The organism is Dysgonomonas sp. HDW5A (genome assembly GCF_011299555.1).
Taxonomy (GTDB): Bacteria; Bacteroidota; Bacteroidia; order Bacteroidales; family Dysgonomonadaceae; genus Dysgonomonas_A.
Genome location: NZ_CP049857.1, coordinates 329,817 through 354,153 on the forward strand (window position 1 = coordinate 329,817; position 24,337 = coordinate 354,153).

General features: G+C 38.4%; 19 protein-coding genes, 2 tRNA genes, 3 rRNA genes and 2 pseudogenes. 12 read left to right on the plus strand and 14 right to left on the minus strand.

Features of this window, described 5'->3' with window-relative positions:
• The first annotated feature begins 45 nt into the window (after nt 1-45).
• On the plus strand, nt 46-1,638 hold the full coding sequence (locus tag G7050_RS01285) for a GDSL-type esterase/lipase family protein (RefSeq protein ID WP_166110063.1): 1,593 nt from the start codon (nt 46-48) through the stop codon (nt 1,636-1,638).
• 104 nt (nt 1,639-1,742) lie between these two features.
• Here the strand turns inward: G7050_RS01285 and G7050_RS01290 are convergent, their stop codons facing one another.
• From G7050_RS01290 to G7050_RS01315, 6 genes are all read right to left on the minus strand, one after another.
• Nucleotides 1,743-2,366: a bifunctional 2-polyprenyl-6-hydroxyphenol methylase/3-demethylubiquinol 3-O-methyltransferase UbiG gene (locus G7050_RS01290; RefSeq protein WP_166110066.1), complete on the minus strand. Its 624-nt coding sequence runs from the start codon at nt 2,364-2,366 to the stop codon at nt 1,743-1,745.
• 162 nt (nt 2,367-2,528) lie between these two features.
• Nucleotides 2,529-2,717: a DUF2892 domain-containing protein gene (locus G7050_RS01295; protein ID WP_166110069.1), complete on the minus strand. Its 189-nt coding sequence runs from the start codon at nt 2,715-2,717 to the stop codon at nt 2,529-2,531.
• A 1-nt stretch (nt 2,718) separates the two neighbouring features.
• Nucleotides 2,719-3,030, minus strand: coding sequence for a hypothetical protein (locus tag G7050_RS01300; protein ID WP_166110072.1), 312 nt, complete (start codon nt 3,028-3,030; stop codon nt 2,719-2,721).
• Nucleotides 3,031-3,036: 6 nt separating this feature from the next.
• Nucleotides 3,037-6,249, minus strand: coding sequence for an efflux RND transporter permease subunit (locus G7050_RS01305; protein WP_166110075.1), 3,213 nt, complete (start codon nt 6,247-6,249; stop codon nt 3,037-3,039).
• A gap of 9 nt (nt 6,250-6,258) precedes the next feature.
• A complete protein-coding gene (locus G7050_RS01310) occupies nt 6,259-7,338 on the minus strand; it encodes an efflux RND transporter periplasmic adaptor subunit (RefSeq protein ID WP_166110078.1) in 1,080 nt (359 codons plus the stop codon).
• 20 nt (nt 7,339-7,358) lie between these two features.
• Nucleotides 7,359-8,678, minus strand: coding sequence for a TolC family protein (locus G7050_RS01315; RefSeq protein WP_166110080.1), 1,320 nt, complete (start codon nt 8,676-8,678; stop codon nt 7,359-7,361).
• Nucleotides 8,679-8,768: 90 nt separating this feature from the next.
• On the opposite strand from G7050_RS01315, the gene G7050_RS01320 reads away from it, so the two are divergent.
• The 9 genes and pseudogenes from G7050_RS01320 (at nt 8,769) to G7050_RS17990 (ending at nt 13,756) form a co-directional block, all read left to right on the plus strand.
• Nucleotides 8,769-9,029 carry a LysR family transcriptional regulator gene (locus G7050_RS01320; RefSeq protein WP_166110083.1) on the plus strand — a complete coding sequence of 87 codons (261 nt, stop codon included), beginning with the start codon at nt 8,769-8,771 and terminating at the stop codon, nt 9,027-9,029.
• Nucleotides 9,030-9,247: 218 nt separating this feature from the next.
• Nucleotides 9,248-9,589, plus strand: a complete 342-nt coding sequence (locus G7050_RS01325; protein ID WP_255499289.1) for a LysR substrate-binding domain-containing protein — start codon at nt 9,248-9,250, stop codon at nt 9,587-9,589.
• Between the two features lie 200 nt (nt 9,590-9,789).
• Nucleotides 9,790-10,734 (plus strand): annotated as a pseudogene (locus G7050_RS01330) (YeiH family protein).
• Nucleotides 10,735-10,837: 103 nt separating this feature from the next.
• Nucleotides 10,838-11,242 (plus strand): DUF134 domain-containing protein, encoded by a 405-nt coding sequence (locus G7050_RS01335; protein ID WP_166110089.1) that lies wholly within the window; start codon nt 10,838-10,840, stop codon nt 11,240-11,242.
• The gene (locus G7050_RS01340) at nt 11,239-11,562 is read left to right on the plus strand and encodes a NifB/NifX family molybdenum-iron cluster-binding protein (protein WP_166110092.1); all 324 of its coding nucleotides are present in this window, start codon (nt 11,239-11,241) and stop codon (nt 11,560-11,562) included. Before G7050_RS01335 ends, G7050_RS01340 begins: the two co-directional genes overlap by 4 nt.
• A complete protein-coding gene (locus tag G7050_RS01345) occupies nt 11,559-11,930 on the plus strand; it encodes a NifB/NifX family molybdenum-iron cluster-binding protein (RefSeq protein WP_166110095.1) in 372 nt (123 codons plus the stop codon). Before G7050_RS01340 ends, G7050_RS01345 begins: the two co-directional genes overlap by 4 nt.
• Nucleotides 11,931-11,981: 51 nt before the next feature.
• Nucleotides 11,982-12,211: pseudogene (locus tag G7050_RS17845) on the plus strand (IS982 family transposase); the annotation flags it as partial.
• A 358-nt stretch (nt 12,212-12,569) separates the two neighbouring features.
• A complete protein-coding gene (locus tag G7050_RS01350) occupies nt 12,570-12,767 on the plus strand; it encodes a hypothetical protein (protein ID WP_166110098.1) in 198 nt (65 codons plus the stop codon).
• A gap of 812 nt (nt 12,768-13,579) precedes the next feature.
• Complete coding sequence (locus tag G7050_RS17990; protein WP_166110101.1) at nt 13,580-13,756, plus strand: hypothetical protein; 177 nt, start codon at nt 13,580-13,582, stop codon at nt 13,754-13,756.
• A gap of 588 nt (nt 13,757-14,344) precedes the next feature.
• On the opposite strand, the gene G7050_RS17850 is transcribed toward G7050_RS17990, so the two are convergent.
• Nucleotides 14,345-14,473, minus strand: coding sequence for a hypothetical protein (locus tag G7050_RS17850; RefSeq protein ID WP_255499239.1), 129 nt, complete (start codon nt 14,471-14,473; stop codon nt 14,345-14,347).
• 999 nt (nt 14,474-15,472) lie between these two features.
• On the opposite strand from G7050_RS17850, the gene G7050_RS01365 reads away from it, so the two are divergent.
• Both G7050_RS01365 and G7050_RS01370 read left to right on the plus strand, forming a co-directional pair.
• Nucleotides 15,473-15,721, plus strand: coding sequence for a helix-turn-helix transcriptional regulator (locus G7050_RS01365; RefSeq protein ID WP_166110104.1), 249 nt, complete (start codon nt 15,473-15,475; stop codon nt 15,719-15,721).
• A gap of 332 nt (nt 15,722-16,053) precedes the next feature.
• On the plus strand, nt 16,054-16,773 hold the full coding sequence (locus G7050_RS01370; RefSeq protein ID WP_166110107.1) for a hypothetical protein: 720 nt from the start codon (nt 16,054-16,056) through the stop codon (nt 16,771-16,773).
• 205 nt (nt 16,774-16,978) lie between these two features.
• Here the strand turns inward: G7050_RS01370 and rrf are convergent.
• The 7 genes from rrf to G7050_RS01405 all read right to left on the minus strand — a co-directional run bounded on the left by rrf (nt 16,979) and on the right by G7050_RS01405 (nt 24,303).
• Nucleotides 16,979-17,089, minus strand: a 5S ribosomal RNA gene (gene rrf, locus G7050_RS01375).
• A gap of 116 nt (nt 17,090-17,205) precedes the next feature.
• Nucleotides 17,206-20,094: ribosomal RNA gene (locus tag G7050_RS01380) — 23S ribosomal RNA — on the minus strand.
• Between the two features lie 122 nt (nt 20,095-20,216).
• Nucleotides 20,217-20,290, minus strand: a tRNA-Ala gene (locus G7050_RS01385).
• A gap of 32 nt (nt 20,291-20,322) precedes the next feature.
• Nucleotides 20,323-20,396, minus strand: a tRNA-Ile gene (locus G7050_RS01390).
• A gap of 159 nt (nt 20,397-20,555) precedes the next feature.
• A 16S ribosomal RNA gene (locus G7050_RS01395) occupies nt 20,556-22,083 on the minus strand.
• The 16S, 23S and 5S rRNA genes sit together here with 2 tRNA genes alongside, the layout of an rRNA operon.
• Nucleotides 22,084-22,550: 467 nt before the next feature.
• Nucleotides 22,551-22,937 (minus strand): DUF423 domain-containing protein, encoded by a 387-nt coding sequence (locus G7050_RS01400; RefSeq protein ID WP_166110110.1) that lies wholly within the window; start codon nt 22,935-22,937, stop codon nt 22,551-22,553.
• A gap of 19 nt (nt 22,938-22,956) precedes the next feature.
• Nucleotides 22,957-24,303 (minus strand): citrate synthase, encoded by a 1,347-nt coding sequence (locus G7050_RS01405; RefSeq protein ID WP_166110113.1) that lies wholly within the window; start codon nt 24,301-24,303, stop codon nt 22,957-22,959.
• Between the last annotated feature and the right edge of the window lie 34 nt (nt 24,304-24,337).

A 24,337-nucleotide genomic window follows, 5' to 3' on the forward strand; every position in this document is an offset into this window, starting at 1 on the left:
AAAATAAATGTGATACTTTACTTTTGCAGTATAAAAATATAAATCATGAAAATCATTCGATCAATCTTACTTGGGTTACTAATCTTTTTGCCGACAATAAATTGCTTTGCTCAAACGAACAACAAATTATCTTGGGACGATATAAATAATGGACAATGGAATGAGGAGTTTGAGGAGGTATGGATACCATCTTCATTCGATAATACATCACAAGGTTCAATAGTATATAAGGCAAAGTCAGATACTCCCCGTCCGTTAATCGTAAGTCTCCATACATGGAGTGGTAACTACAAACAAGAAGACCGTTTGGCTCGTCTGATTGTAGATTACGACTACAATTATATTCATCCCGATTTTAGAGGAGCAAATAACAACCCCAAAGCCTGTGGCAGTAATTATGTAATTGCCGATCTGGAAGATGCCATAGAGTATGCTATAAGCAATATGAATGTTGACCGTGATGAGGTGCATATTGTAGGGACTTCGGGTGGAGGATATGCTACCCTGATTGCTTATATGAACATAAAGTATCCGGCAAAAAGTTTCTCGGCATGGGTTCCTTTATCCAATCTCGAAGCATGGTATTGGGAATCTGTAGGACGGAAACAAAAATATGCACAGGATATTTTAATTTGTACCGATTCGAAAGATATTCTTAATGTAGAAGAAGCACGCAAAAGATCACCCTATTTCCAAAAATACCCCGAGCTATTAAGGAAAGACGCTAAATTGTCCATATTTACAGGGATACACGATGGTTACACAGGCTCTGTGCCCATCACGCAATCGGTGGACATGTATAATAAACTGGTAAAAGAAACTGTACCCGCAGATCAGCAAAATTTGGTCTCGGATGCCGACAAATTGCAACTTATAGTTAATAGATGCTACCCTCTCAAAGAAACAGGTCGCAGTATTGGAGATCGAAAAGTACACTACGAAAAACAGAATGGTAATATTTCTTTAACTATTTTTGAAGGAGGGCATGAGCAAATAGTTAATCAGGTAATCCCCTTGATGCCTATTGATAAAAAATATGAACCTGTCTATAAAAAGATATTGAATCTCGGCGACTCAAACTCCAGTTTCGAATATAGTTGGCCTCAATTACTTACCCAAAAGTCACTACAACTAAAAGTACGTAATTATGGCATTCCCGGAAATACGGTTGGCTATGATAATCTCGGTCAGAAACGTTTGAATACTCTGGCTAATATAGATTCGTTACTTACTTTGGTGGAGAGGGAGACTGTTGCTTTGGACTATGTAATAATCAGCCTCGGTACGAATGATTGTAAAGCTATTTTTGACAAAAGGCAAAATGAAGCGAAAAAGAATTTCGATAAACTGATAAAGAAAATTAAAACCTCTCCATTGACAATGGGATCGAAGATCATTGTTTTATCTATCCCTCCGGCTGATATAAGCAAAATAAACGAGAAATATTATGGTATAGATCACCGAATCGTTGCTTTAAACGATTACTATAAGAAGCAGATCGTTTCCAACAAAAATATTATATTTCTGGATACTTACTCTTTGTTATTACCCAATATAGCATCATATACTGAAGACGGAATACATCTCAATGAAAAGGCTCAACAATTAATTACTGATGAATTGCTGAAGATACTTTGATTCTTATAACAAAGTGTTTTTTATTGATCAATACTTTGTCAATTTGATTATTATCAATAAATAACTATGTAAAAGTCAATGTTCGTTGATAATAACCTCTGAGATTAAATACTCTTTTTTCTTGCTACAAAATTAATAACCGAAGCTTTGCCATTATGCCCTTCGCCTTCATTGAGTAAAACATCTTCTTCTTTCAGAGAAAGGAACTCCATATCCTTGAAAATCTGGCGGATCTCCTGTTCCGAAAATAGCATATCGATATCTCGAGGACCTCCTGCCTGCAAATTTTCTTTCTGATTGCTTATATGTTTCTTAGCGAATGCTTCAAAAATGATAAGTCCTCCATTCTTCAGCAAGGGTGGTATTTTCATTAAATATTCGGCTTTTATATCTGATGGAAAATGTAAGTACAATAAAGCAACAGCGTCATAACCCGATGATGGATAATTAGAATGTATGTCATTAAAGTCTAATAAATGGTATACTATATTAACTCCGATTCTATCAGCTAAGCTCAATGCTTTATTTCTGGCTTCAATGCTTTGGTCGAAAGCATCAACTCCCCATCCTTCTTTTGCTGCATAAACACTATTTCGACCCTCTCCATCGCCCGGTAGAAGAATTTTCCCCACAGGTAATGTGTCTATGGTTTCCTTGAAAAAATTATTTGGATTTTCACCATAGACAAACTTTTCACCCTTGTACCTTTCATCCCATATATTTTTCATTACAATACCATTTAAATTCATCACTGCATATATCAAAAACCAAAGTTAAATACTTATTTAGAGCTAGTTTACATTACAAGCCTAATATTTTAATTAATAAAAAGAGGGCAAGCTAATATTATATTTGACTGGCCCTCTAATCATAATAAAAAATCGAAACAATCACTTATCCACCCTAAGCTTATCCAGTAAAGATATTAGCGGACACCATTTACTAAATGCCGACTGAATAAGGTTTATCGCCACAAAAGCAGGCAGTAATAACCACCCGACAGAGATGAAGTAAGCTAGCAAAATACCCAGAAGCACCATTGCTCCGGCAACTAAACGTATAATATCCTCTTGTTTCATCTTATATAAATTTTGAGAAATTTTCGACATCCAATACAAAAGCATGTACCGGAAACGGGTTATTGGTATCAACATTGCAGCTATCTATCTCAGTAATCGCTTTGTCGGCAAGCTCTGAAGTGGTGAAACTGAACAGCATAATTGAATTCGTTTTTGCAGTACGCGAATTGGCTCCATACCAACCGATATTTTCTTTTACTTTTTTGTATCCGGCAATATTTGTTACACTAAATCGACCTATTCCGGCTTTTTGGAGCAGGTCTGATACCTGCTCCTGATGTTCCTTTATACTTAATACAACCAATAGTTTCATGATGTGTTATTTTATTTTGTTTTTCAACATTTTGTAATATAGTAATGGAACTACAATCAGAGTTAGTACTGTTGATGTGATTGTTCCACCTATCAATGAGATAGCCAAGCCTTGGAAAATGGGGTCGAAGAGAATCACGATTGCCCCCAATACAACACCTCCGGCAGTCAGCACAATGGGTGTGGAGCGTACCGCTCCCGCTTCGAGAATGGCTTGTTTTAACGGAACTCCGTCTTTCAACCGGATGTCTATAAAGTCGATCAGCAGAACCGAGTTTCGTACCATGATACCAGCCAATGCAATAAACCCGATCATGGACGGTGCACTAAAGTAAGCACCCATAATCCAGTGACCAACAATAATCCCGATGAGTGACAGTGGAATGGCTGCCAGCTGCACAAGCGGAGTAATAAAGTTTTGGAACCATCCGACTATCAACACATAGATGATGATAAGTACGAATAAGAATGCAAGTCCAAGATCACGGAATACATCATATGTAATTTGCCATTCGCCATCCCATTTCAACGAGAAATTATCTTCAAACTTGGGTTGTTGGCTATATTCTTCACTCAAGGTATAACCCTCGGGCAGTTTAATCTCTGATAACCTTTCCGATACATCACTTATAACATACACAGGGCTTTCAAGTTCTCCTGCGACTTCTGTCAATACGTACACTACCCGTTTTTGATTTTTACGGAAGATACTCTTCTCTTTCTCCTCTTTGGTTACTTTCACTAAATCGCCGACAGGAATAGCCATACCTTGTTGATTGACAACTTTCATACTCAAAACATCTTCGATGCTTGATTTTTCTTTTTCGGGCAATTGAAGAACGATGCCTACCTGATTCACAGTGGAAGGCTGATGCAATACCCCCACAGGCATACCCGACAGGGCGGCTCTCATATTCTGAACGATCTGAGCAGTGGGTATCCCCAACTTCATAGCTTTTTCCTTGTCTACTTCAAACTTATATTCGGTCTGATCGTCTTCTACCGTCCAGTCCACATCCACCACATTGTCTGTGGCAATAAGCATATCTTTTACCTGTTTTGCTACAGCTATCTGCTGATTGTAGTCTGGTCCGTATATTTCTGCTACAATGGTAGACATCACAGGCGGACCGGGAGGTACTTCTACAACTTTTACATTCGCATTGTATTTCTTCCCGATAGCCTGTAGTCCTTCACGCATCGATTTGGCTATATCGTGACTTTGCTCGCTACGCTCCCCTTTGTCTACTAGGTTTACCTGTATATCGGCTACATTATCACCCATACGCATATCGTAGTGTCGTACCAGCCCGTTGAAGCTGATCGGGGCAGATGCTCCCACATAGGTCTGATAGTTTGTTACTTTATCGTTCTTGCTCACATATACAGCCAGTTCTTTCGTTACTGCCGCCGTACGCTCAAGGGTTGTTCCTTCGGGCATATCTATTACTACCTGAAACTCGTTCTTATTATCGAACGGTAACATTTTTACAGGAACTGATTTTGTATAGAAGAGTACAAAAGAACTTAATAGCACAACGGTAAGGCTAATCATAAATACCCAACGTTTTTTTCGGCTTTCCAAAAATGGAGTTACAACAGATGCGTATATCTTGTATATTTTAGTTTGATGCAATGCCGGTTCAGATTCATCTTCATGCGATTCTTTACCTTCTCCTTTTTTATCTTTATGACGTAAGAATAAGTATCCGAAGTATGGAGTCAGTGTCAGTGCAATCAATAACGAAAAAATCATGGCTATAGATGCTCCGATAGGCATCGGGCTCATATAAGGCCCCATCATGCCCGAAACAAATGCCATTGGCAGTACGGCAGCAATAACTGTAAGTGTTGCCAGAATAGTCGGATTACCCACTTCGTTAATCGCATAAAGAGCAGCTTGAAGTGGTGGTAACTTTTTCATTTTGAAGTGGCGGTGCATATTCTCGGCAATAACGATGGAGTCGTCCACCACAATACCCGTCACAAACACCAGAGCAAACAGCGTAATACGGTTAAGCGTATAGCCTAAAAAGTAATATGCAAACAGAGTCAGTGCAAACGTTACAGGTACGGATAGGAATACGACCAGTCCGCCACGCCATCCCATAGCAAGCATCACAAAGATGGTTACTACGATAATTGCGATGGATAAGTGCCACAGTAGTTCCGAAACTTTATGAGAAGCTGTTTCACCGTAGTTGCGGGTAACTTCGACATTCAGATCGTTGGTAATAACATCTTTTTTCAGATGTTCTACTTTGTCAATCACCACTTCTGCCAGTTTCATGGCATCTGCTCCTTTTTTCTTGGCTACTGAAATCGTAACAGCCGAATAATCGTCAGGCATATTGGCTTTCTTGTCTGCCTGTGCCACTCCGTAACCGAAAGATACATAGCGTTGCGGTACTTCGGGACCGTCTTCTACTTCGGCTATCTGGTGGAGATATACAGGTTGATTGTTGTTTGTGCCTACAATTAGATTTTTCACTTCATCCACATTGGCAAAGAAATTGCCTGTTTGTACGGAATAAACAACATCGCCTTTTACAATATTTCCACTGTGCATCTGCGCATTGTTGGCTTGCAACGATTGTGTAATCGAGCCAAAGTCGACCTTGCTTTCAGCCATCTTATCTTTATCGAGCTGCACTTTTACCTGACGGCTTTGTCCTCCGATAATATTTACCTGAGCCACATCGGGTATTTTTTTGATTTCGTTGCCTACCACTTCCGCTACCTGACGTATCTGATAGTCTCCCATCTTGTCACTCCATAGCGTAAAGGATAATGCCGGTACATCGTCAATGGCTCGGGTTTTCACCAAAGGCATAGTCACTCCTTGTGGCATACGATCCATATTTTTCATCAGCTCGTTATATAATTTTACTAACGAACGCTCTACATCTTCTCCTACATAGAACTGTACGGTAAGCATTGCCATGCCGTTCATTGATGTAGAGTATACATTTTCTACCCCTTTTATGTTTGAAATGATTTTTTCGACAGGTTGTACCACTCCCGACTCTACCTCTTGAGGTGTTGCACCGGGATAGCCGATCATAATGTCTGCCATAGGAACCTCAATTTGAGGTTCTTCTTCACGTGGAATGAATAATATGCTGAATATTCCTAAGAGCATAAAGGCGAGCATGAGTAGAATACTCAGTTTCGATTTGATGAATGCTCCGGCTATTTTTCCTGAAATTCCTTGTTCCATATTTTTTTCTTATTTAGATACAGATACTTTTACTCCGTTATATAACTTCCCTTCGGCTTTTAATACAATCGTATCGCTTTGGTTTAATCCCGAAAGGACTTCCACCTGATTACCGATTGTTTTACCCAGTCGCACCCAACGAAGAATTGCTCTGTCTTGGTCGTCTACGACATATACCCCTGTCAATTGATCGCGATTCACGATAGATGATTTGTCCAGCATAATTTTAGAAGATACACTTTCTCCCCCTCTGTTCGGGATTAAAATATTGGCAAACATCCCGGCACGTATATTGGCTTTGTCTTTTGTATCTATTGCCAGCTTAACTAAATATTGACCTCCTGTTTGAGATGCGGAAGGGCTTAATTCGCTTACTTTCCCGTCGATGGTAACGCCCAACGATTTAAGTTCTATTTTAGCAACATCACCTATTTTTACATACTGAATATAATTTTCGGGTACGGATGCAACGATTTGCAATTCGCCGTTTTCTTCTATGGTCAGTATCGGCATTCCCGGGTTTGCCATACTTCCTTCATCTATCATCTTTTGCGTGACAACACCCGAAAAAGGAGCTCTGATATTTGTATAGGCAAGCATTGCATTTACTTCGTTCATCTGCTGGCGAGCCATCTGTACTTTGGCATTCATCGATGTGTTTTGCAGAGCTACATTTTCGAGTTCCTTATCCGATACACTGTTTTGTGAACGTAGTGTTTTGAAACGCTCGTAATCGCGTTGTGCGTTTTTAGAGGCTGCTTCGGCTTCAGTAATCATTGCCTGCACCTGTGCTTTTTTAGCCAGAATCTCGTCACTGCTGATAGAAACCAGTAATTGCCCTGCCGAAACTTTATCACCGGGTTTTACATAGATTTTATTTACAAACCCCATCATGCGTGTGCTGATAGTAGCTGTTTGCTTGGCAGTAACCTCTCCACTCAGGTAAAAACCATCGTTCGATATTTGCGAGGGTGAATACACTTCTACCTTTACCGCTGTTTCTTTGCTCTCTTCTTTTTTGTCTGAAGAACACGAGTACAGCACTGCCACTCCCAAAATTCCTAAAACTGTATTTCTTAATGCTTTCATATAATTGTAATATCTATTGTTTATTCTAGTTCTGATAAAAATTCGAAGTATGATTGCGTGATGTTGTATGACATAATGGCTTGTGCCAGCATCAACTTTTGCTGCGATAACTGAGCTTGTGACATCAAGAGGTCGGTTGTATTCACTAATCCTTCTTTGTGTCTGTTTGCTAAAATGCGTAATGCTTCATCAGCCTGTTTTACACTTGCTTTTTGTTTGTTAATCTCGATTTGCAAATCACGCAAATCACGTTTCGTTTTATCGAGTTCCAATTGGCTTTGCTTAACATGTAGGTTCAATTCCTCTTGCATTTTATCTCTTTGGAATTGGTATGATTTGACTTTATTTTTATTCTGGTTCCCTGAAAATATATTCCAGCTCAGATTGATACCCACCAAGTATGAGTTGGCATTAAATCCCAAAGGTTTAGAATCGTTCAGTTGATAAGCTCCAAAGGCATTGATGCGTGGCAGAAAAGCCATTTTCGACGATTTAACCATCATATTGGTTGCATCCAATGCTTTATTCATAGCCATAATATCCGAACGGCCTATAGAAAGCATATTATTCTGTACTGATTCTATTTTCTGAGAAAGTGAATCTGTTAAATAGACTTCCTCTGCGGATTCCAATCCCATTAGTAAGCGAAGTCCGTCAGAAGCATTGTGTATATTACTTTCAGCCTTGGCTAATGCACTTTCAATGGTATTGACCTGTACTTGGGCATTCAATACATCTGACTTTTGGATTAGTCCTTGATCATAGAAATTAGTAACGGATTGGTGGATTTGTTTTACATCTTTCAGTGAGGCTTCTAATACCGATTGTGCTTGATAAGACATCTGTAATTGAGTATAAGCTTTCTTTACCTCATACTCAATGTACTCTTTTGTACGTTGAGCTTTGTATTTATATGCCTCTTCCTGTGCTTTTGCTCCTTTGCGGGCATAGATCATATCCATGTTAAGAAGTGGGAGTTTGGCTTCCACCTTAGCCGAATAGTCTTGTCTTGCACCCGGATTATTCAGCTTGGCAGGATCGAAGTCCATCGCCGTAACCGTTTGTTGTTGTAATAAAAAGCCGAAAGCATTGAGAGGGTTGTTTGTACTCATAGCCGTATAGCCTAAATCTACCTGTGGGAGAAATACGGCATCGGTCTGCCTATAGTTAGCATTTGCCATTTTTGTGTCCAACTCGGACATTTTTACATTTGCATTGTTCCTCGATGCCGTTTCAACGGCTTCGGTGATTGAAATATACCTCCTGTCCTGAGCATTTGCTGAAAGGATAAATACCATTATCCCCAAAGCTATAATGCTTACTTTCTTTTTGTCTATCATATCTTTTCGCTCATTTAATTCTTATGGAAATATTGTCTATCGGAAATCACATACAAAAATACGAACAGTTTCCACACAAACAAATTTCCAATGGAAAATAAAATAATTTTAACTTTTATCGAAAAGTGGGAGAATACAAAGATCATATCGAATTTTCGCTTAAATGTATTCCATTCGGTAGCTGTTCATTTAAATTTTATGAAGGCAACAGAAGAATTGTACATTTTACAGCCTGCTGTTACAAAGAACATAAAAGAACTGGAAACAGAATTGGATGTAAAGCTGTTTGATCGCTTATTGAACAAAGTTGCATTAACGGAAGCCGGCAGAATTCTCTTCGATTATGCCTAACATGTATTGGAGCTTGATAAGAAATTGACTTTCGACTTAAGCACATAAAATATGCAGGTCAACTCAAGTTGGAAGCCAGCACGACTATCGAATAGTATATACTGCCGTCAATATTAGCAAAATTCCATGAGCGACATACTGACATAGCATTGGTGTTGTTAAATGATAATACTGAGAAAATAGAACGGGCGTTACTCAGAAGCTAGATCGACATCGGCATAGAGGAAGGAAACTCCAAGAATAATCAGATGAAATATATTCCATTTATCAAAGACGAAATAGTGGCTATTGCAAATACTGCTCAGACTTTGTCAGAGAAGGATGAAATAAGTCTTTCAGAATTAAAATTATTACCTCTTGTGTTGAGAAAAGCTGGATCGGGGAGCCTTGAAGTTATATTAAAGAAACTTAAAAAACAAGATATAAAACTACAAGATTTGAATATTCTAATGCACCTGGGCAGTACCGAGAGTATCAAAAGGTATCTGGCAAATTCGAATTGTCTGAGATTAATTTCTATCAATGCGGTAAGTAAAAAAATTGCCAATGGGGAGTTTTAGATAATTGAAATAAAAGACTTTGAGATTGAAAGAATGTTCTACTTCATTCATACACATGAAAAGCTATCGGGTCTGGCTGAAATGTTTATGCAGTTTATCCAGCAAGACCATAACCAAAGGTCATAAAAGATAACAATTTTCGATAGACAAGGTGTTCTGTTTTATCGGAACTTTACTTACTGAAATTCAATTCTGAAAATATGAATACATTTATTTCTTATCTGAAAAAGAACAGGAAGATTATTTATGGAGTATTGCTTGCTTTATGCTTTTTTCCTTTTATCTCTCCTCCGGTAGCTCTTTTTATGGGGTTGACTTTTGCTTTGAACTGTGACTAGCCTCACCCCAATTTTAACAAAAAGTCATCTAAATATTTGTTGCTATTTTCTGTTGTAAGACTGGGTTTCGGAATGAATATGCATCAAGTATTGGAGTCAGGGAAAGACGGCATGGCATTTACTGTCATATCTGTGGTCTGCACTTTGCTTATTGGTCCATTCATAGCCTGGCGTATGAAAATCAATAAAAAGACAGGTTACTTGATAAGTTCCGGTACGGCTATATGCGGGGGAAGTACTATTGCAGCTATTGGACCTGTCATCAAAGTAGACGAGAGCCAGATGTCTGTTTCGTTGGGGGCAGTATTTATTCTTAATGCAATCGCTCTGTTTGTTTTTCCAATTTTAGGTCATTACGTTGGCTTAACCCATCATCAGTTCGGGTTGTGGCCTGCTATTGCTATTCATGACACCTGTTCTGTGATAGGAGCAAGTTCTGCCTATTGAGAGGAAGGTATAAAAGTTGCGACAACTGTGAAATTAACACGCACTTTGTGGATTATTCCTATTGCGCTTGTGACTTCATTTATTTTCAAAAGTAAATCTGAGAAAATATACATCCTCTAGTTTATTCTTTTCTTTGTATTAGCCATGATAGCTAATACGTTTTTACCTTTACCCGATTATCTGACAAGCAGCATCGTTTGGCTAGCTCGAAAAGGTCTTACGCTGACTTTGTTTTTTATTGGTGCTTCTCTTTCGATGGATGCATTACGCAAAGTAGGTATTCGACCTATGATACAGGGTGTTATTCTGTGGATTGTGATAAGTTCGGTTTCGTTGTTGTACATCCTATTTTCAACCTAAGCAAATTCTTTATAAGAAAATTAATTTAACGATCCTAAATAATACTATTATGAACTTATGTTCATAATAGTATTTGTATTATATTTGCCATAAGAAGAATAGCATGGCACGTACAAAGAAAAACAGATTTATCCAGATGGCTCCTCATTTTAGCGGGTTTAAGCCTTTGGGGTTGCTTTATAAAAGGAAGGATGCCGTTATTATCAATTTTGAAGAATATGAAGCCTTGAAATTATGTGATTATGAGCATCTATCTCAGGCGGAGGCTGCTAATCTTATGAATATATCTCGTCCTACATTTACGCGTATTTATGAAAGTGTACGCAAAAAGATAGCAATAGCTTTTATTGAGGCTTCACCGATTATCTTTGAAGGAGGAAATACCGAGATAGCAAAATGGTATAAATGTGATGACTGTGAAATAGTCTTTACATTAAAAAATGATTCTGAAGTAAAATGTCCACTTTGCGGGAGACTTGCTGCCACTTTAAATAAACCTAAATTATGATAATCGCAATTTCATCGGATGAGAATGATTTGAATCAAACAGTTTCAGGCAGTTTTGGGAGATGCCGCTATTTTTGTTTATATAATACAGAAACACTCGAAGCTATATTTGTGGAAAATTCGGCGACATCAAGCCAGAAAAATGCAGGAGCGAAGGCAGCTTATTTTCTATTAGAACAAAATGCAGGAATAGTAGTAGCCTGCCGCTTTGGAACCATAGCTATTGTTTATTTAAGAGAAAATGATATTCAAATAGTAATACCTCAATCACCAAAAACAATCAACGAAATTATAAATCAATTGAAAAAGCAGATAATATGAAAATTGCTGTACCAACAAGAGGAAATATTGTGGACGACCATTTCGGACACTGTGAGGCCTATTCGGTTTTCACAATAGACAATAATAAAAATATCGAAAATGCTGAATTATATCCATCACCGCAAGGATGCGGATGCAAAAGTAATATCGCATCTCTTTTACAGGAAGAGGGCGTGACTGTCATGCTTGCCGGTAATATGGGAACTGGAGCTTTAAACGTATTGACAGGTCATAGAATTAAAGTATATCGTGGTTGTTCGGGTAATGCATCGAAGGCAGTTCAGGATTTCCTGGATGGAAAGATTGCTGATTCGGGAGAAGGATGCGATCATCACCAAGAGGGGCATCAATGCAATCATGAATTGTAAATGGAAGTAGCTGTTCTAATAGATAATAACCTTGGTGCGGAAGAAACCGGAAATATCAACTTAGAGATTCCTATGCGCAAGAATCAATACAATTAGAAACATCAAGCCTTTATCTTTAGAAAATAAAGAAAACGTATTGAAACCTTATTCTCTCAGCTCTGTGATCAGATTATGATTCGTAGAAACTATGTCAAAATTTTAATGGGCTCAAAAACATAACACTTTATAAGACTATTAACCTGACAGTTATGCAGATCATAAATAAATTAAATAACAAATAATGATTAATCGGCTAGATGAAAACTTACCAAATGTTAATTATACTTATCCAATAAATTATGAAAATTAGTGAATTGATAGCATTATAGCAGAAACAACAAGAGTTGTACAGCGATTTTGAAATAATGGTAAGGGATCATCAAACTGGTAAAACGAACACAGTTGACCATGCTACTTACTGGACTAAGATAAAAGAGTATTATTTAGGAATAAACCAAAATAAGAGTAAATAGACCATTCAGGTAAATTATTGCTGAACAGCAATAGATATAATGATAATAACGCGCAAAATACAGATATTTGCCGAAGGGACACCACTGGAAAAAAGAATATTTGCATACAATTTATACGTGGGTAAGAATGGCTTTCAAACTGGCAAATCAGATTTCTACTCTTCGTTTTATCCAGGATAACCTGATTCAGATGATCTATCTGGAGGAAGGTATAAAAAGAAGACTAACTGATCATTGCAAAGATGAGCTGGGGATATTAAATTCATCGAGTCTGAATTCAACACACAAGTTATCTCATTCCCTGACTAAATTACCGATGGCATAAGAGCCTGTATTAATCAGTATGTCTGCAGATATTACAACAAAGAAAAAGATGAGTATTAATTTTTTGTTTGTTGCCTTATTGAGTATATAGGTAGAAAAACAAAGAATCACCGTAATGTTCTCGTTAATGCTATAAGCAAAAAAAGCTACAACATATTTATGATTTAGCAGATATATACCATAGTGATAATATTGACAAAATAACAGATGAACTAATCAGAGACTATTATATTAAACAAGGGAGATTTAATTATCTTGCAGACGCTCAATATTTGATCCCAAGCCATGGGGATATTGGAAAGTTCTATAAACGACTTATTGTAGACGTCTACAATAAACAAGACAAAAAGCATATTCAAACTTTAATTGAAGTATATAATTCGTGGATTTCCCGAAAGATTGAGGACTTTAATAGTAGCTTATACTACGAAAGCCGTGATTATCTGTATGAATCGTATGTGAAAGGAGAGGTTCTTTAGGATTCGATCCAAACCTGTATAATCAACTAATAATGATTTATCTAAATCATTATTAGTTGATTATACAATTATTAGACTAAAGAAAAGAAAAATACTGGTTATTTTTTGATATATAGCTATATAATCAATAATTAAAAGCTCCAACAAGAACCTCCATGTTAAAGATGATAGATCAAAAGCCTATCAGTTTTTTTGTATCCACCTCAAAAAATAGCATTTTACAAAATATTCTTTTTAAAGTTTTATTGAAAAGCTGTAGTCCGTTTGTAAACCAATGGTTAAAAACGATACAGATGTAGACCGTTTTTTTCGGCTCAAAACAAGGTAAAATGACATGCTCAAATTAAAAATATATTTAAGAATATCAAAAAAGGAAAGTAAGGAGGCTTATGTATGGATCAGCTTCTATATAAACAGGGTAAAGGTTAATTTTTCGACCAAGGTGAGTGTGTCTGTAAAAAATTGGAGTGAAACAAAATCGATGGTTTTATCAACAGACTCTTTCTTTTGATGAGATAATACTAGAGTATATGAAACGATACTATAACTATGAACTTGAATGTGGAAGTATTCTCTCCACTATTTATAAGAAACATTCCAACTTTAAGTTGCATCTTTCAGATAAATTCAGACAATATTTATTTGATACAAAATTAGTCTTGATGATTCCAAGAATAGAGCCATATAAAAAAAATACGTTAATAGATTTTGTTCTTTTATTGAAAGTCAGAAGATCGTTATTGTCTAAATGAGTTACTTTAAAGAAAATTCGAATACTTTTTCTTATTCTGACAATCGAGGCGTGATAGAAATGATTTTGTTGGGAGAGAACTTTCAATTCAAAATGGCTTATTAATTGCCTATAGTATATAATAAAAGGCTTTCATGACTACTGATCATTATCGATCGAGAAAAAACACGATGTAATGATTGATAACCTTAAAATAAACATTCCACTATCAGAAGTTGAAGATAGTAATATTGGCTGCTATCTCCGTTTACAGGAAATCCCCTGATACTTTCTGATCGTTCAACGGAAAGACATCCAGCTATATTATAGAGGCATGATAATCTAGGGCCCCCCCGATATCCTAGACCTTTAGTAACTTGTATCCGAGCCGGACTCCCAATTATCCAAAAATAGAAAATACACCGCTGCATAGCTAGCATTTTCCTCCATCGGCTCGGTAGATATTTTAGAAATAGCTTTCTCTTGTTTGATAAACATTTATGATATAGATATTTACTTCTTTTCGACCAAGTGATATCTCGACTATGGTTTTATTCTTTGATATACCCAGTTCTTTATTTTTTGTCTCCAATCATTTGATAACAAGAAATATACGATTCGGGTCGACAACTACTAGACGGCCTCCCCTAGAACTTAGATTAAGTGTAACTAAGTCCCTTTTATTCATGGGGCAAACAGTGATATAAACGATGATGAAGTGATTTGCTAATAGAGTAATTCCTTATCGAAGATGACTGTAGGTATAGCCCATTATGAGACTGAAATCTCATAATGGGTAGATAAGTTGATAGCGTTTTTCTTTTTACCTTTTGCCGTCTTTTTAAAGTCCATAAAATGTATTTATACCATTTATTGGATGCGTAGGTATATCAAAGAAACCTACCCTCAAAAGACCTTATTAACCAGTCATTTTAACTAATTCCTTGCTAATAATCTAGTATTTTTTTGCGAAGTTTAGGTTCTAGACTTCTGTCTATAAATCAAAGTGTATAGAAGTCGAAGGGGCGTCTGTAATCTGATTATTTACCGTATACAGCCACGGAGTATATTATCTGTTCGGTTGAACAATTTCACATCGAATGCTTACTATTCTTCCAAATGAGTCAGAAACTGTTAAACTTTCAAAGACATTATACCCTAATATTTTATTGCTTATAAATTAAAAGAATCATACATCTCAGGTATTTCAGCACTTCTAGGCAGCCTATTTCCTAAAAAAACAAACTATTATAGAACATTTATCTATAATCTTATGTTCTATTGTTTTATAATTTCTAGATGGGATAAACCCCATAAATCTTTTTAAATAAATCTTATTCATGTTTCAAGATTACTTTTAATTTACTTGCGTATTTTCACCAGTCCTACGTAATACTGCATGCAATCATATTGCATATTGTAATATAAAACACAGAATGCAATATATTTTCACAATATATTACATTCTAATAATAAATAATAGATTAAATTTAAAGTATGGGTAAAGAACTTGGTCAAACGCTTAAAAACATTGAGCAGATACGCAATGCCAAAGGATTTACACTGAAATATATAGCTTCAAGATTAGATACGAAACAAGCTGTGTCTGCTCTTATTATGAAAGGGGAAAGAGGTTTGCTATTTAAAATTCTAGAACAAATTGCAATGATTTTTGAGATAGATATAACAGATATAATAAAATATCCTGATAAATACAAAAAACAGGTAGCCCCAAAAAATAACTAAGGTTTTGATTGAGTTAAAAATAAGAGATGATGAGTTTATAAAACTAGGATTGAAAGATAAAGTATTACAAATCTTAAATAAATAATTATTATAGGTCAATATAATAACAAACCATACTTAGATGACAGAAAGAAGAAACTAAAAGATTAGAATGATAAAATATACGAAAAGCTAGATACATCTATTGAAGTATTTTACTAGTATAATGCAGGCAAAAATGAAAAAATAGTGTATATACTGATAAACCTAAGCTTTTATATACTGAATATAAGCGATACAAATTAAATATTGTATCGCTTTTGTATATTAAAACTTAATAAAATTATATTAATATGAAATTAAAAAACTTATTTGTAGTATTAACTACACTAAGCATTGTTTTTAGTGGATTAACGTCATGTAGCAATGATGACGATAACAAAGTAGCACCTATTGTAGGAACATGGAATTTAAAAACTACAGTAGGCGAGAATGGAACTAAATTAGCCGACATGATAGTCTATCTAGACTTTGGCAAAGAAGGAGAAACAATGAAAGCTATAATTGAAGGATTATTAGCGCAGAATGGTATTAGTGGTGAAGCGTTAGCAAATAAAGTAGAATCCGTTACCGCTAGATTTTCGGAAGACGGTAAGGTAAATATCTCTTTCAAAGAAAAAGGATCTACCACGGAAACTAATATATCCCAATTTATAGATCTTCACTATTATACAAGTTCAGATGGAAAATTGGTATATATAGGGATAGAGAAGAAAGTTGCAGCAGAACTTCTTCCACTACTTAGCTCGATACTTGGCAAAAATATAGATATCCCAACTCTTCAAAGCATATTAGTTACTTCTGATCAGTATTACTCAATTCCTTTAAATTTAGAGATTCAGAACAATTATGCTAAATTTTATGTAAAAAAAGATTATATCGCTAAAGTTGCCACTGTAGCAAATGAGATAGGATTAATTCCTACTGAATATCAGTTCTTACCTGAATGGATAAATGAACTATCAGATATGGATGATGTAACTATAAATGTCGGTCTTGGTTTTATTAAATAAAAAGTACACATAAAATTATTATACAAAAAAACTGAATACTACATAGTATTCAGTTTTTTTGTATAAGTATGTTTCTATAAAAAATATTTATGAACTAAACTAACATATGGGAGTTAGCGAGATTCTGTTGTGAGAGTGTAATAAATTGTGTTGTGTGTATATAATAAAACAGCCTCAGAGTATAAAACTCTGAGGCTGTTTAAAAAGAGGGCGGCTATCTACTCTCCCACCTAATGGCAGTACCATCGACGTGGTTGGGCTTAACTTCTCTGTTCGGAATGGGAAGAGGTGGATCCCCAACGCTATAACCACCTTAATATTGTAAATTAAATATCTACTTATAGAGATTTAATTGAGATGATGTAAAAGAGCTTTCAAATAACTTGTATGTAGCAAACCTGGGTCAATCAGGCGAGACTCTGGGCAGAGTCATGGAAAAAAGTTTCGGGCAATTAGTACTACTCGGCTATGACATTACTGCCTTTACACCTGTAGCCTATCAACGTCGTAGTCTGCGACGACCCTTATAAGGATATCTTATCTTGAAGCCGGCTTCGTACTTAGATGCTTTCAGCACTTATCCGATCCAGACTTAGCTACCCGGCGATGCTCCTGGCGGAACAACCGGTAAACCAGGGGTCTGTCCAACACGGTCCTCTCGTACTAGTGTCAGATCTCCGCAAATATCCTGCGCCCACGATAGATAGAGACCGAACTGTCTCACGACGTTCTGAACCCAGCTCGCGTGCCACTTTAATGGGCGAACAGCCCAACCCTTGGGACCTTCTCCAGCCCAGGATGTGACGAGCCGACATCGAGGTGCCAAACCATTCCGTCGATATGAGCTCTTGGGAATGATCAGCCTGTTATCCCCGGAGTACCTTTTATCCTTTGAGCGATGGCCATTCCATACTGAAACCACCGGATCACTATGCTCTAGTTTCCTACCTGATCGACTTGTCGGTCTCTCAGTCAAGCGCGCTTATGCCATTACACTCTACGAACGGTTACCAATCGTTCTGAGCGCACCTTTAGAAGCCTCCGTTACTCTTTTGGAGGCGACCACCCCAGTCAAACTACCCACCATACAGTGTCCCCGTATCCACGGGTTAGAATTCAAACAATTAAAGGGCCGTATTTCAAGGGTGACTCCACAAATACTGGCGTACCTGCTTCATAGTCTCCGGCCTATCCTACACATCAAGTGCCCAAATTCAATGTAAAGCTATAGTAAAGGTTCACGGGGTCTTTTCGTCCCATCGCGGGTAATCGGCATCTTCACCGATACTACAATTTCACCGAGCTCACAGTTGAGACAGTGTCCAGATCATTACACCATTCGTGCAGGTCGGAACTTACCCGACAAGGAATTTCGCTACCTTAGGACCGTTATAGTTACGGCCGCCGTTTACTGGGGCTTCAATTCAAAGCTTCTCATTGCTGATGACTTCTCCTCTTAACCTTCCAGCACCGGGCAGGTGTCAGGCTATATACTTCTTATTTCTAATTTGCATAGCCATGTGTTTTTGTTAAACAGTTGCCTGGACCTATTCTCTGCGACCTACATTGCTGTAGGTACCCTTTCTCCCGAAGTTACAGGGTCATTTTGCCTAATTCCTTAACTGTGAATCACTCGAGCGCCTTAGTATACTCAACCCAACTACGTGTGTCCGTTTTAGTACGGGTACGATATAGATTAGCGTTTAGCGGTTTTTCTTGGCAGTTTGTTTACCTACATTTTTAACTTGCCACAAGGGCTCGTCATACTTTCAAGTTCGACTCTTCTAGCGGATTTGCCTACTAAAATCAACATCTACACTCTTTAACCATCTATTCCGTCAGATGGCAGTAGTTTCACTTCTGCGTCCCCACATCACTCTATACAGTAGTAACGGAATATTAACCGTTTCGTCCATCGGAATCGCCCTTCGGCTTATCCTTAGGTCCCGACTTACCCTGATCCGATTAGCGTTGATCAGGAAACCTTAGTCTTTCGGCGAGGAGGTTTCTCACCTCCTTTATCGTTACTCATACCTACATTTGCTTTTCCGTACGCTCCAGAGTAGCTTACGCTACGCCTTCTACGCTGAACGGAATGCTCCCCTACCGATAATATTTTATCCCATAGCTTCGGTAACATGTTTGATGCCCGATTATTATCCACGCATCGCCACTCGACTAGTGAGCTGTTACGCACTCTTTAAATGAATGGCTGCTTCCAAGCCAACATCCTAGCTGTCTCTGTAGCAACACTTCGTTAATTCAACTTAACATGTATTTGGGGACCTTAGCTGATGGTCTGGGTTCTTTCCCTCTCGGACATGGACCTTAGCACCCATGCCCTCACTCCCGGTAAAAACTTATGCCCATTCGGAGTTTATCTGGACTTGATAGGCGGTGAAGCCCTCGCATCCAATCAGTAGCTCTACCTGACATAAGTTATAAGCCGAGGCTGCACCTAAATGCATTTCGGGGAGTACGAGCTATCTCCAAGTTTGATTAGCCTTTCACCCCTACCCTCAAGTCATCCGAAAGCTTTTCAACGCTTACCGGTTCGGTCCTCCAATTGGTGTTACCCAACCTTCAACCTGCTCAAGGGTAGATCACTTGGTTTCGCGTCTACTCCCATTGACTAAGCGCCCTGTTAAGACTTGCTTTCGCTTCGGCTGCGTACCTCAATAGTACTTAACCTTGCCAATGAGAGTAACTCGTAGGTTCATTATGCAAAAGGCACGCCGTCACCATTACTGGCTCCGACCGCTTGTAGGCACATGGTTTCAGGGTCTATTTCACTCCTCTGTTCGAGGTTCTTTTCACCTTTCCCTCACGGTACTGGTTCACTATCGGTCTCTCGGAAGTATTTAGCCTTACCGGATGGTCCCGGTGGATTCATACAGGATTTCTCGTGTCCCGCACTACTCAGGAGTCTGCTAGGCTTGGTTAGGGTTTCGTATACGGGATTATCACCCTCTGTGATCGATCTTTCCAAATCGTTCTACTACTCTAACTTCTTGCCACAGCGCAGTCCTACAACCCCAATAATGCCGAAACATTATTGGTTTGGGCTAATCCCATTTCGCTCGCCACTACTCTGGGAATCACTTTTGTTTTCTTTTCCTATGGGTACTTAGATGTTTCAGTTCCCCACGTTTGCTTCTGGTTAGACCAGATGACGGTTTCTTCAACCGCCGGGTTGCCCCATTCGGAGATCTTGGGATATAATGGATATTTGCTCCTCCCCCAAGCTTTTCGCAGCTTATCACGTCCTTCTTCGCCTTCGAGAGCCTAGGCATCCCCCATGTGCCCTTATTTACTTTTTTCTTCGCCTGATTTATAAGGGTTCTTACAAACTCTTATATACCGGTTTGATATATACTCGTTATATTTTTACTTGCTCTTTTTTACATCATGTCAAAGATCGTTTACCTATTACATAGGTATTGTGGAGAATAACGGATTCGAACCGTTGACCCCCTGCGTGCAAGGCAGGTGCTCTAGCCAGCTGAGCTAATCCCCCGTAGTGGGAAGCGTGACTTCCTTCGTACTTTGTAGTCCCAGGCAGAGTTGAACTGCCGACCTCTACATTATCAGTGTAGCGCTCTAACCAACTGAGCTATAGGACTGGCTTGTTCTTGTGCGCCTGAAACTGTGGATACACAGCTTCTCTGTTCTCTTATTTTGTTAGGTTGTACATAGGTTTTGAAACATTTTAAAAAAGACATTAGACATCGGGTAGATTCCTTTTCTTCAAAGGGTCTCTTTGTTAGACAAGGCTTCTCCAGAAAGGAGGTGTTCCAGCCGCACCTTCCGGTACGGCTACCTTGTTACGACTTAGCCCCAGTCACTAGTTTTACCCTAGGACGCTCCTTGCGGTTACGTACTTCAGGTACCCCCAGCTTCCATGGCTTGACGGGCGGTGTGTACAAGGCCCGGGAACGTATTCACCGCGCCATGGCTGATGCGCGATTACTAGCGAATCCAGCTTCATGGAGTCGAGTTGCAGACTCCAATCCGAACTGGGAATGGCTTTGGAGATTGGCATCCTGTCACCAGGTAGCGACCCTCTGTACCATCCATTGTAACACGTGTGTCGCCCCGGACGTAAGGGCCGTGCTGATTTGACGTCATCCACACCTTCCTCACAGCTTACGCTGGCAGTCTTGTCAGAGTCCTCAGCTTGACCTGTTAGTAACTAACAATGTGGGTTGCGCTCGTTATGGCACTTAAGCCGACACCTCACGGCACGAGCTGACGACAACCATGCAGCACCTACACATCTGCTATTGCTAGAAGATCTGTTTCCAGATCGGTCAGATGCATTTCAAGCCCGGGTAAGGTTCCTCGCGTATCATCGAATTAAACCACATGTTCCTCCGCTTGTGCGGGCCCCCGTCAATTCCTTTGAGTTTCACCGTTGCCGGCGTACTCCCCAGGTGGATTACTTATCGCTTTCGCTTAGCCGCTTATTGTAATATCACAAACAGCTAGTAATCATCGTTTACGGCGTGGACTACCAGGGTATCTAATCCTGTTTGATACCCACGCTTTCGTGCTTCAGCGTCAGTTATAGTTTAGTAAGCTGCCTTCGCAATTGGAGTTCTTCGTGATATCTATGCATTTCACCGCTACACCACGAATTCCGCCTACTTCAAATATACTCAAGAAAAACAGTTTCAACGGCAATTTTAAGGTTGAGCCTCAAACTTTCACCGCTGACTTATCATCCCGCCTACGCACCCTTTAAACCCAATAAATCCGGATAACGCTCGCATCCTCCGTATTACCGCGGCTGCTGGCACGGAGTTAGCCGATGCTTATTCGTATGGTACTTGCAATAGGTTACTCGTAACCTTTTTTACTCCCATACAAAAGAAGTTTACAACCCGTAGGGCAGTCATCCTTCACGCGACTTGGCTGGTTCAGACTCTCGTCCATTGACCAATATTCCTCACTGCTGCCTCCCGTAGGAGTCTGGACCGTGTCTCAGTTCCAGTGTGGGGGATAAACCTCTCAGTTCCCCTATCCATCGTTGCTTTGGTGAGCCGTTACCTCACCAACTGGCTAATGGAACGCATGCCCATCTTCTACCGATTAATCTTTAGCAAATATTACCATGCGGTATCCCTGCGTTATGGGGTATTAATCCGAATTTCTCCGGGCTATTCCCCTGTAGAAGGTAGGTTGCATACGTGTTACTCACCCGTGCGCCGGTCGTCATCAAAGTATTGCTACTTCATGCTACCCCTCGACTTGCATGTGTTAGGCCTGTCGCTAGCGTTCATCCTGAGCCAGGATCAAACTCTTCTTTGTATATCTTTTTTATATTCTTTGAAGCGTTTGTCTTTTTTTTACTCAAGGTTTTTGACGTTGAGTTAGAGTCTCTAATCTAAAATTAGTCTCTACCCGTCTAATGCTATATTTTTTGTTTCTTATGTATCAACCGTGTCAAAGATCGTTCTTTTTTGCTTCGTTTTATAACCGTCTCTCGGTTTTAAAGCGAGTGCAAAAGTAGTCGCTTTTTATATACGCTCCAAATATTATTACAACTATTTTTGAAAACTTTTTGAAGTATTTTTCAAAACATTCTTTTTCAGATATTTAGAGAGACAAAAAGATGGCAGAATAAATACCCTGCAATCTTTTTATGCTTATACGCTTAAAACCAGCTCTTTGGCAAATATATAAAATAATAAATAGCATATCCTATTTTCACCGTAACATTTTCAATTATTTAACTATCTAGCATCTCTTTGTTAGATACGGCATAACTAATACCCTCAGAACTTATATTTTACAAAATAAGCTATTAACAAAATCCAACCCAGAATTAAGAAAACACCTCCGATTGGAGTAATTGGTCCCAAGAATTTCAGATTAATATTCCAATATTCTGAAAAGGCTAGAAAGTAAATGGTGAACGAAAACAGGAACGTACCTATTATCAGACATAGGCTCGACCACTTCTCCAATGGTGTGGTAAAAGATAAAAACAATCCGAGTACTAACAATACAATTGCATGGTACATCTGATAGCGGATACCGACTTCAAAACTTGCCAGTTTATCCACCGACAGTATCTTTTTAAAGGCATGGGAACCTAAAGCTCCCAGTATAATTGTAATCAAGCCATAGAAACCGGCTATAATCAGTGTAAATTGTTTCATTATATATTATATATAGTAGTTATTTTCTTTCATCAAGTGGAATATAACTCTTAATATCGGAAGCATTTTTGTATGCGGGACGAATGATTCGTCTTTCTTTGAAGTTTAATTCCTCTATACGATGTGCTGTCCAACCTACAATACGAGCCATAGCAAACAATGGTGTGTATATTTCTTGGGGTAAACCGATCATATCATATACAAAGCCCGAATAGAAATCGACATTGGCACATACTTGCTTCTTCACATTACTTCCTTTATATTCCATAAAGTTCTTAATAGCACGCTCTTCCAGGAGATTGTAGAAATTATACTCGTCTTCACGCCCTTTTTCGATAGCTAAATCTCTAGCCATTTCCTTTAACAGGGTTGCACGTGGATCTGATATTGTATAAATGGCATGTCCTATACCATATATAAGACCTGTTTTATTATAGGCTTGTTTATTAAGTATCTTTTGTAAAAATGCATCTACTTCCGCGACATCTGTCCAATCTTTGATATTCTTCTTTATATGCTTAAGCATATCTACCACTCTTAGGTTAGCTCCCCCGTGAAGAGGACCTTTTAATGACCCGATACCGGCAGCAATTGATGAATAGGTATCTGTTCCTGCTGAACTGGTTACACGAACCGTGAATGTGGAGTTGTTACCTCCCCCGTGATCTGCATGAACCATAAGTGCCAAATCGAGGATTTTTACATCCAGTGGCGTGTACTTACTTCCTTTCATCATATATAAGAAATTCTCAGCTAAAGAAAAATTAGCTTTAGGATGTCTTATATGCAATGATTTTCCCTGATTGTGTCTCAATGCATTGTAAGCGTATGCTACAATTGTGGGAAATGTGGCAATAAGGTTAAGCGATTGTCGAACCAGATTTTCCTCTGATGTATCGTCTGCATTTTCATCAAATGTGTATAGCTCCAATACGCATCTTGAAAGGATATTCATAATATCTGAACCTTCGAGATCAAGAATGTGCATTGTTATCTTTGGATTCAAATCCATTGTCTGGCTCAATAACTGAGAAAATTCTCCTAATTCCTTTTTCTCGGGCAGATAGCCTGCAAGAATCAGAAATATAGTTTCCTCAAAACCCAAACGGTTTTCGCTTTGAGCACCTTTGACGATTTCTTCGATACTGATTCCCCGATACATTAATTTTCCGGGGATTGCTTTTAATGCTCCATCTTCGCCCCGCTCGTACCCTACAACATCTCCTACTTTGGTTAGTCCTACAACTACACCTGTGTGGTCTTCATTGCGGAGTCCTCTTTTTACATTATAGGTTTGAAATAATTCCGGATCTATTTGTGTTGTTGTGCGTATGGTTTCGGATATTTTCTTTATAATGTTATTCATCGGATATGTATTTTTATAGAGTTAATTTATTTGG

Excerpts from the sequence above, each read along its gene's own strand:
- G7050_RS01285 (WP_166110063.1), top strand. The coding sequence starts at position 46 with ATGAAAATCATTCGATCAATCTTACTTGGGTTACTAATCTTTTTGCCG.
- G7050_RS01290 (WP_166110066.1), bottom strand. The coding sequence starts at position 2,366 with ATGAAAAATATATGGGATGAAAGGTACAAGGGTGAAAAGTTTGTCTAT.
- G7050_RS01295 (WP_166110069.1), bottom strand. The coding sequence starts at position 2,717 with ATGAAACAAGAGGATATTATACGTTTAGTTGCCGGAGCAATGGTGCTT.
- G7050_RS01300 (WP_166110072.1), bottom strand. The coding sequence starts at position 3,030 with ATGAAACTATTGGTTGTATTAAGTATAAAGGAACATCAGGAGCAGGTA.
- G7050_RS01305 (WP_166110075.1), bottom strand. The coding sequence starts at position 6,249 with ATGGAACAAGGAATTTCAGGAAAAATAGCCGGAGCATTCATCAAATCG.
- G7050_RS01310 (WP_166110078.1), bottom strand. The coding sequence starts at position 7,338 with ATGAAAGCATTAAGAAATACAGTTTTAGGAATTTTGGGAGTGGCAGTG.
- G7050_RS01315 (WP_166110080.1), bottom strand. The coding sequence starts at position 8,678 with ATGATAGACAAAAAGAAAGTAAGCATTATAGCTTTGGGGATAATGGTA.
- G7050_RS01320 (WP_166110083.1), top strand. The coding sequence starts at position 8,769 with ATGGAAAATAAAATAATTTTAACTTTTATCGAAAAGTGGGAGAATACA.
- G7050_RS01335 (WP_166110089.1), top strand. The coding sequence starts at position 10,838 with ATGGCACGTACAAAGAAAAACAGATTTATCCAGATGGCTCCTCATTTT.
- G7050_RS01340 (WP_166110092.1), top strand. The coding sequence starts at position 11,239 with ATGATAATCGCAATTTCATCGGATGAGAATGATTTGAATCAAACAGTT.
- G7050_RS01345 (WP_166110095.1), top strand. The coding sequence starts at position 11,559 with ATGAAAATTGCTGTACCAACAAGAGGAAATATTGTGGACGACCATTTC.
- G7050_RS01350 (WP_166110098.1), top strand. The coding sequence starts at position 12,570 with ATGGCTTTCAAACTGGCAAATCAGATTTCTACTCTTCGTTTTATCCAG.
- G7050_RS17990 (WP_166110101.1), top strand. The coding sequence starts at position 13,580 with ATGCTCAAATTAAAAATATATTTAAGAATATCAAAAAAGGAAAGTAAG.
- G7050_RS17850 (WP_255499239.1), bottom strand. The coding sequence starts at position 14,473 with ATGTTTATCAAACAAGAGAAAGCTATTTCTAAAATATCTACCGAGCCG.
- G7050_RS01365 (WP_166110104.1), top strand. The coding sequence starts at position 15,473 with ATGGGTAAAGAACTTGGTCAAACGCTTAAAAACATTGAGCAGATACGC.
- G7050_RS01370 (WP_166110107.1), top strand. The coding sequence starts at position 16,054 with ATGAAATTAAAAAACTTATTTGTAGTATTAACTACACTAAGCATTGTT.
- G7050_RS01400 (WP_166110110.1), bottom strand. The coding sequence starts at position 22,937 with ATGAAACAATTTACACTGATTATAGCCGGTTTCTATGGCTTGATTACA.
- G7050_RS01405 (WP_166110113.1), bottom strand. The coding sequence starts at position 24,303 with ATGAATAACATTATAAAGAAAATATCCGAAACCATACGCACAACAACA.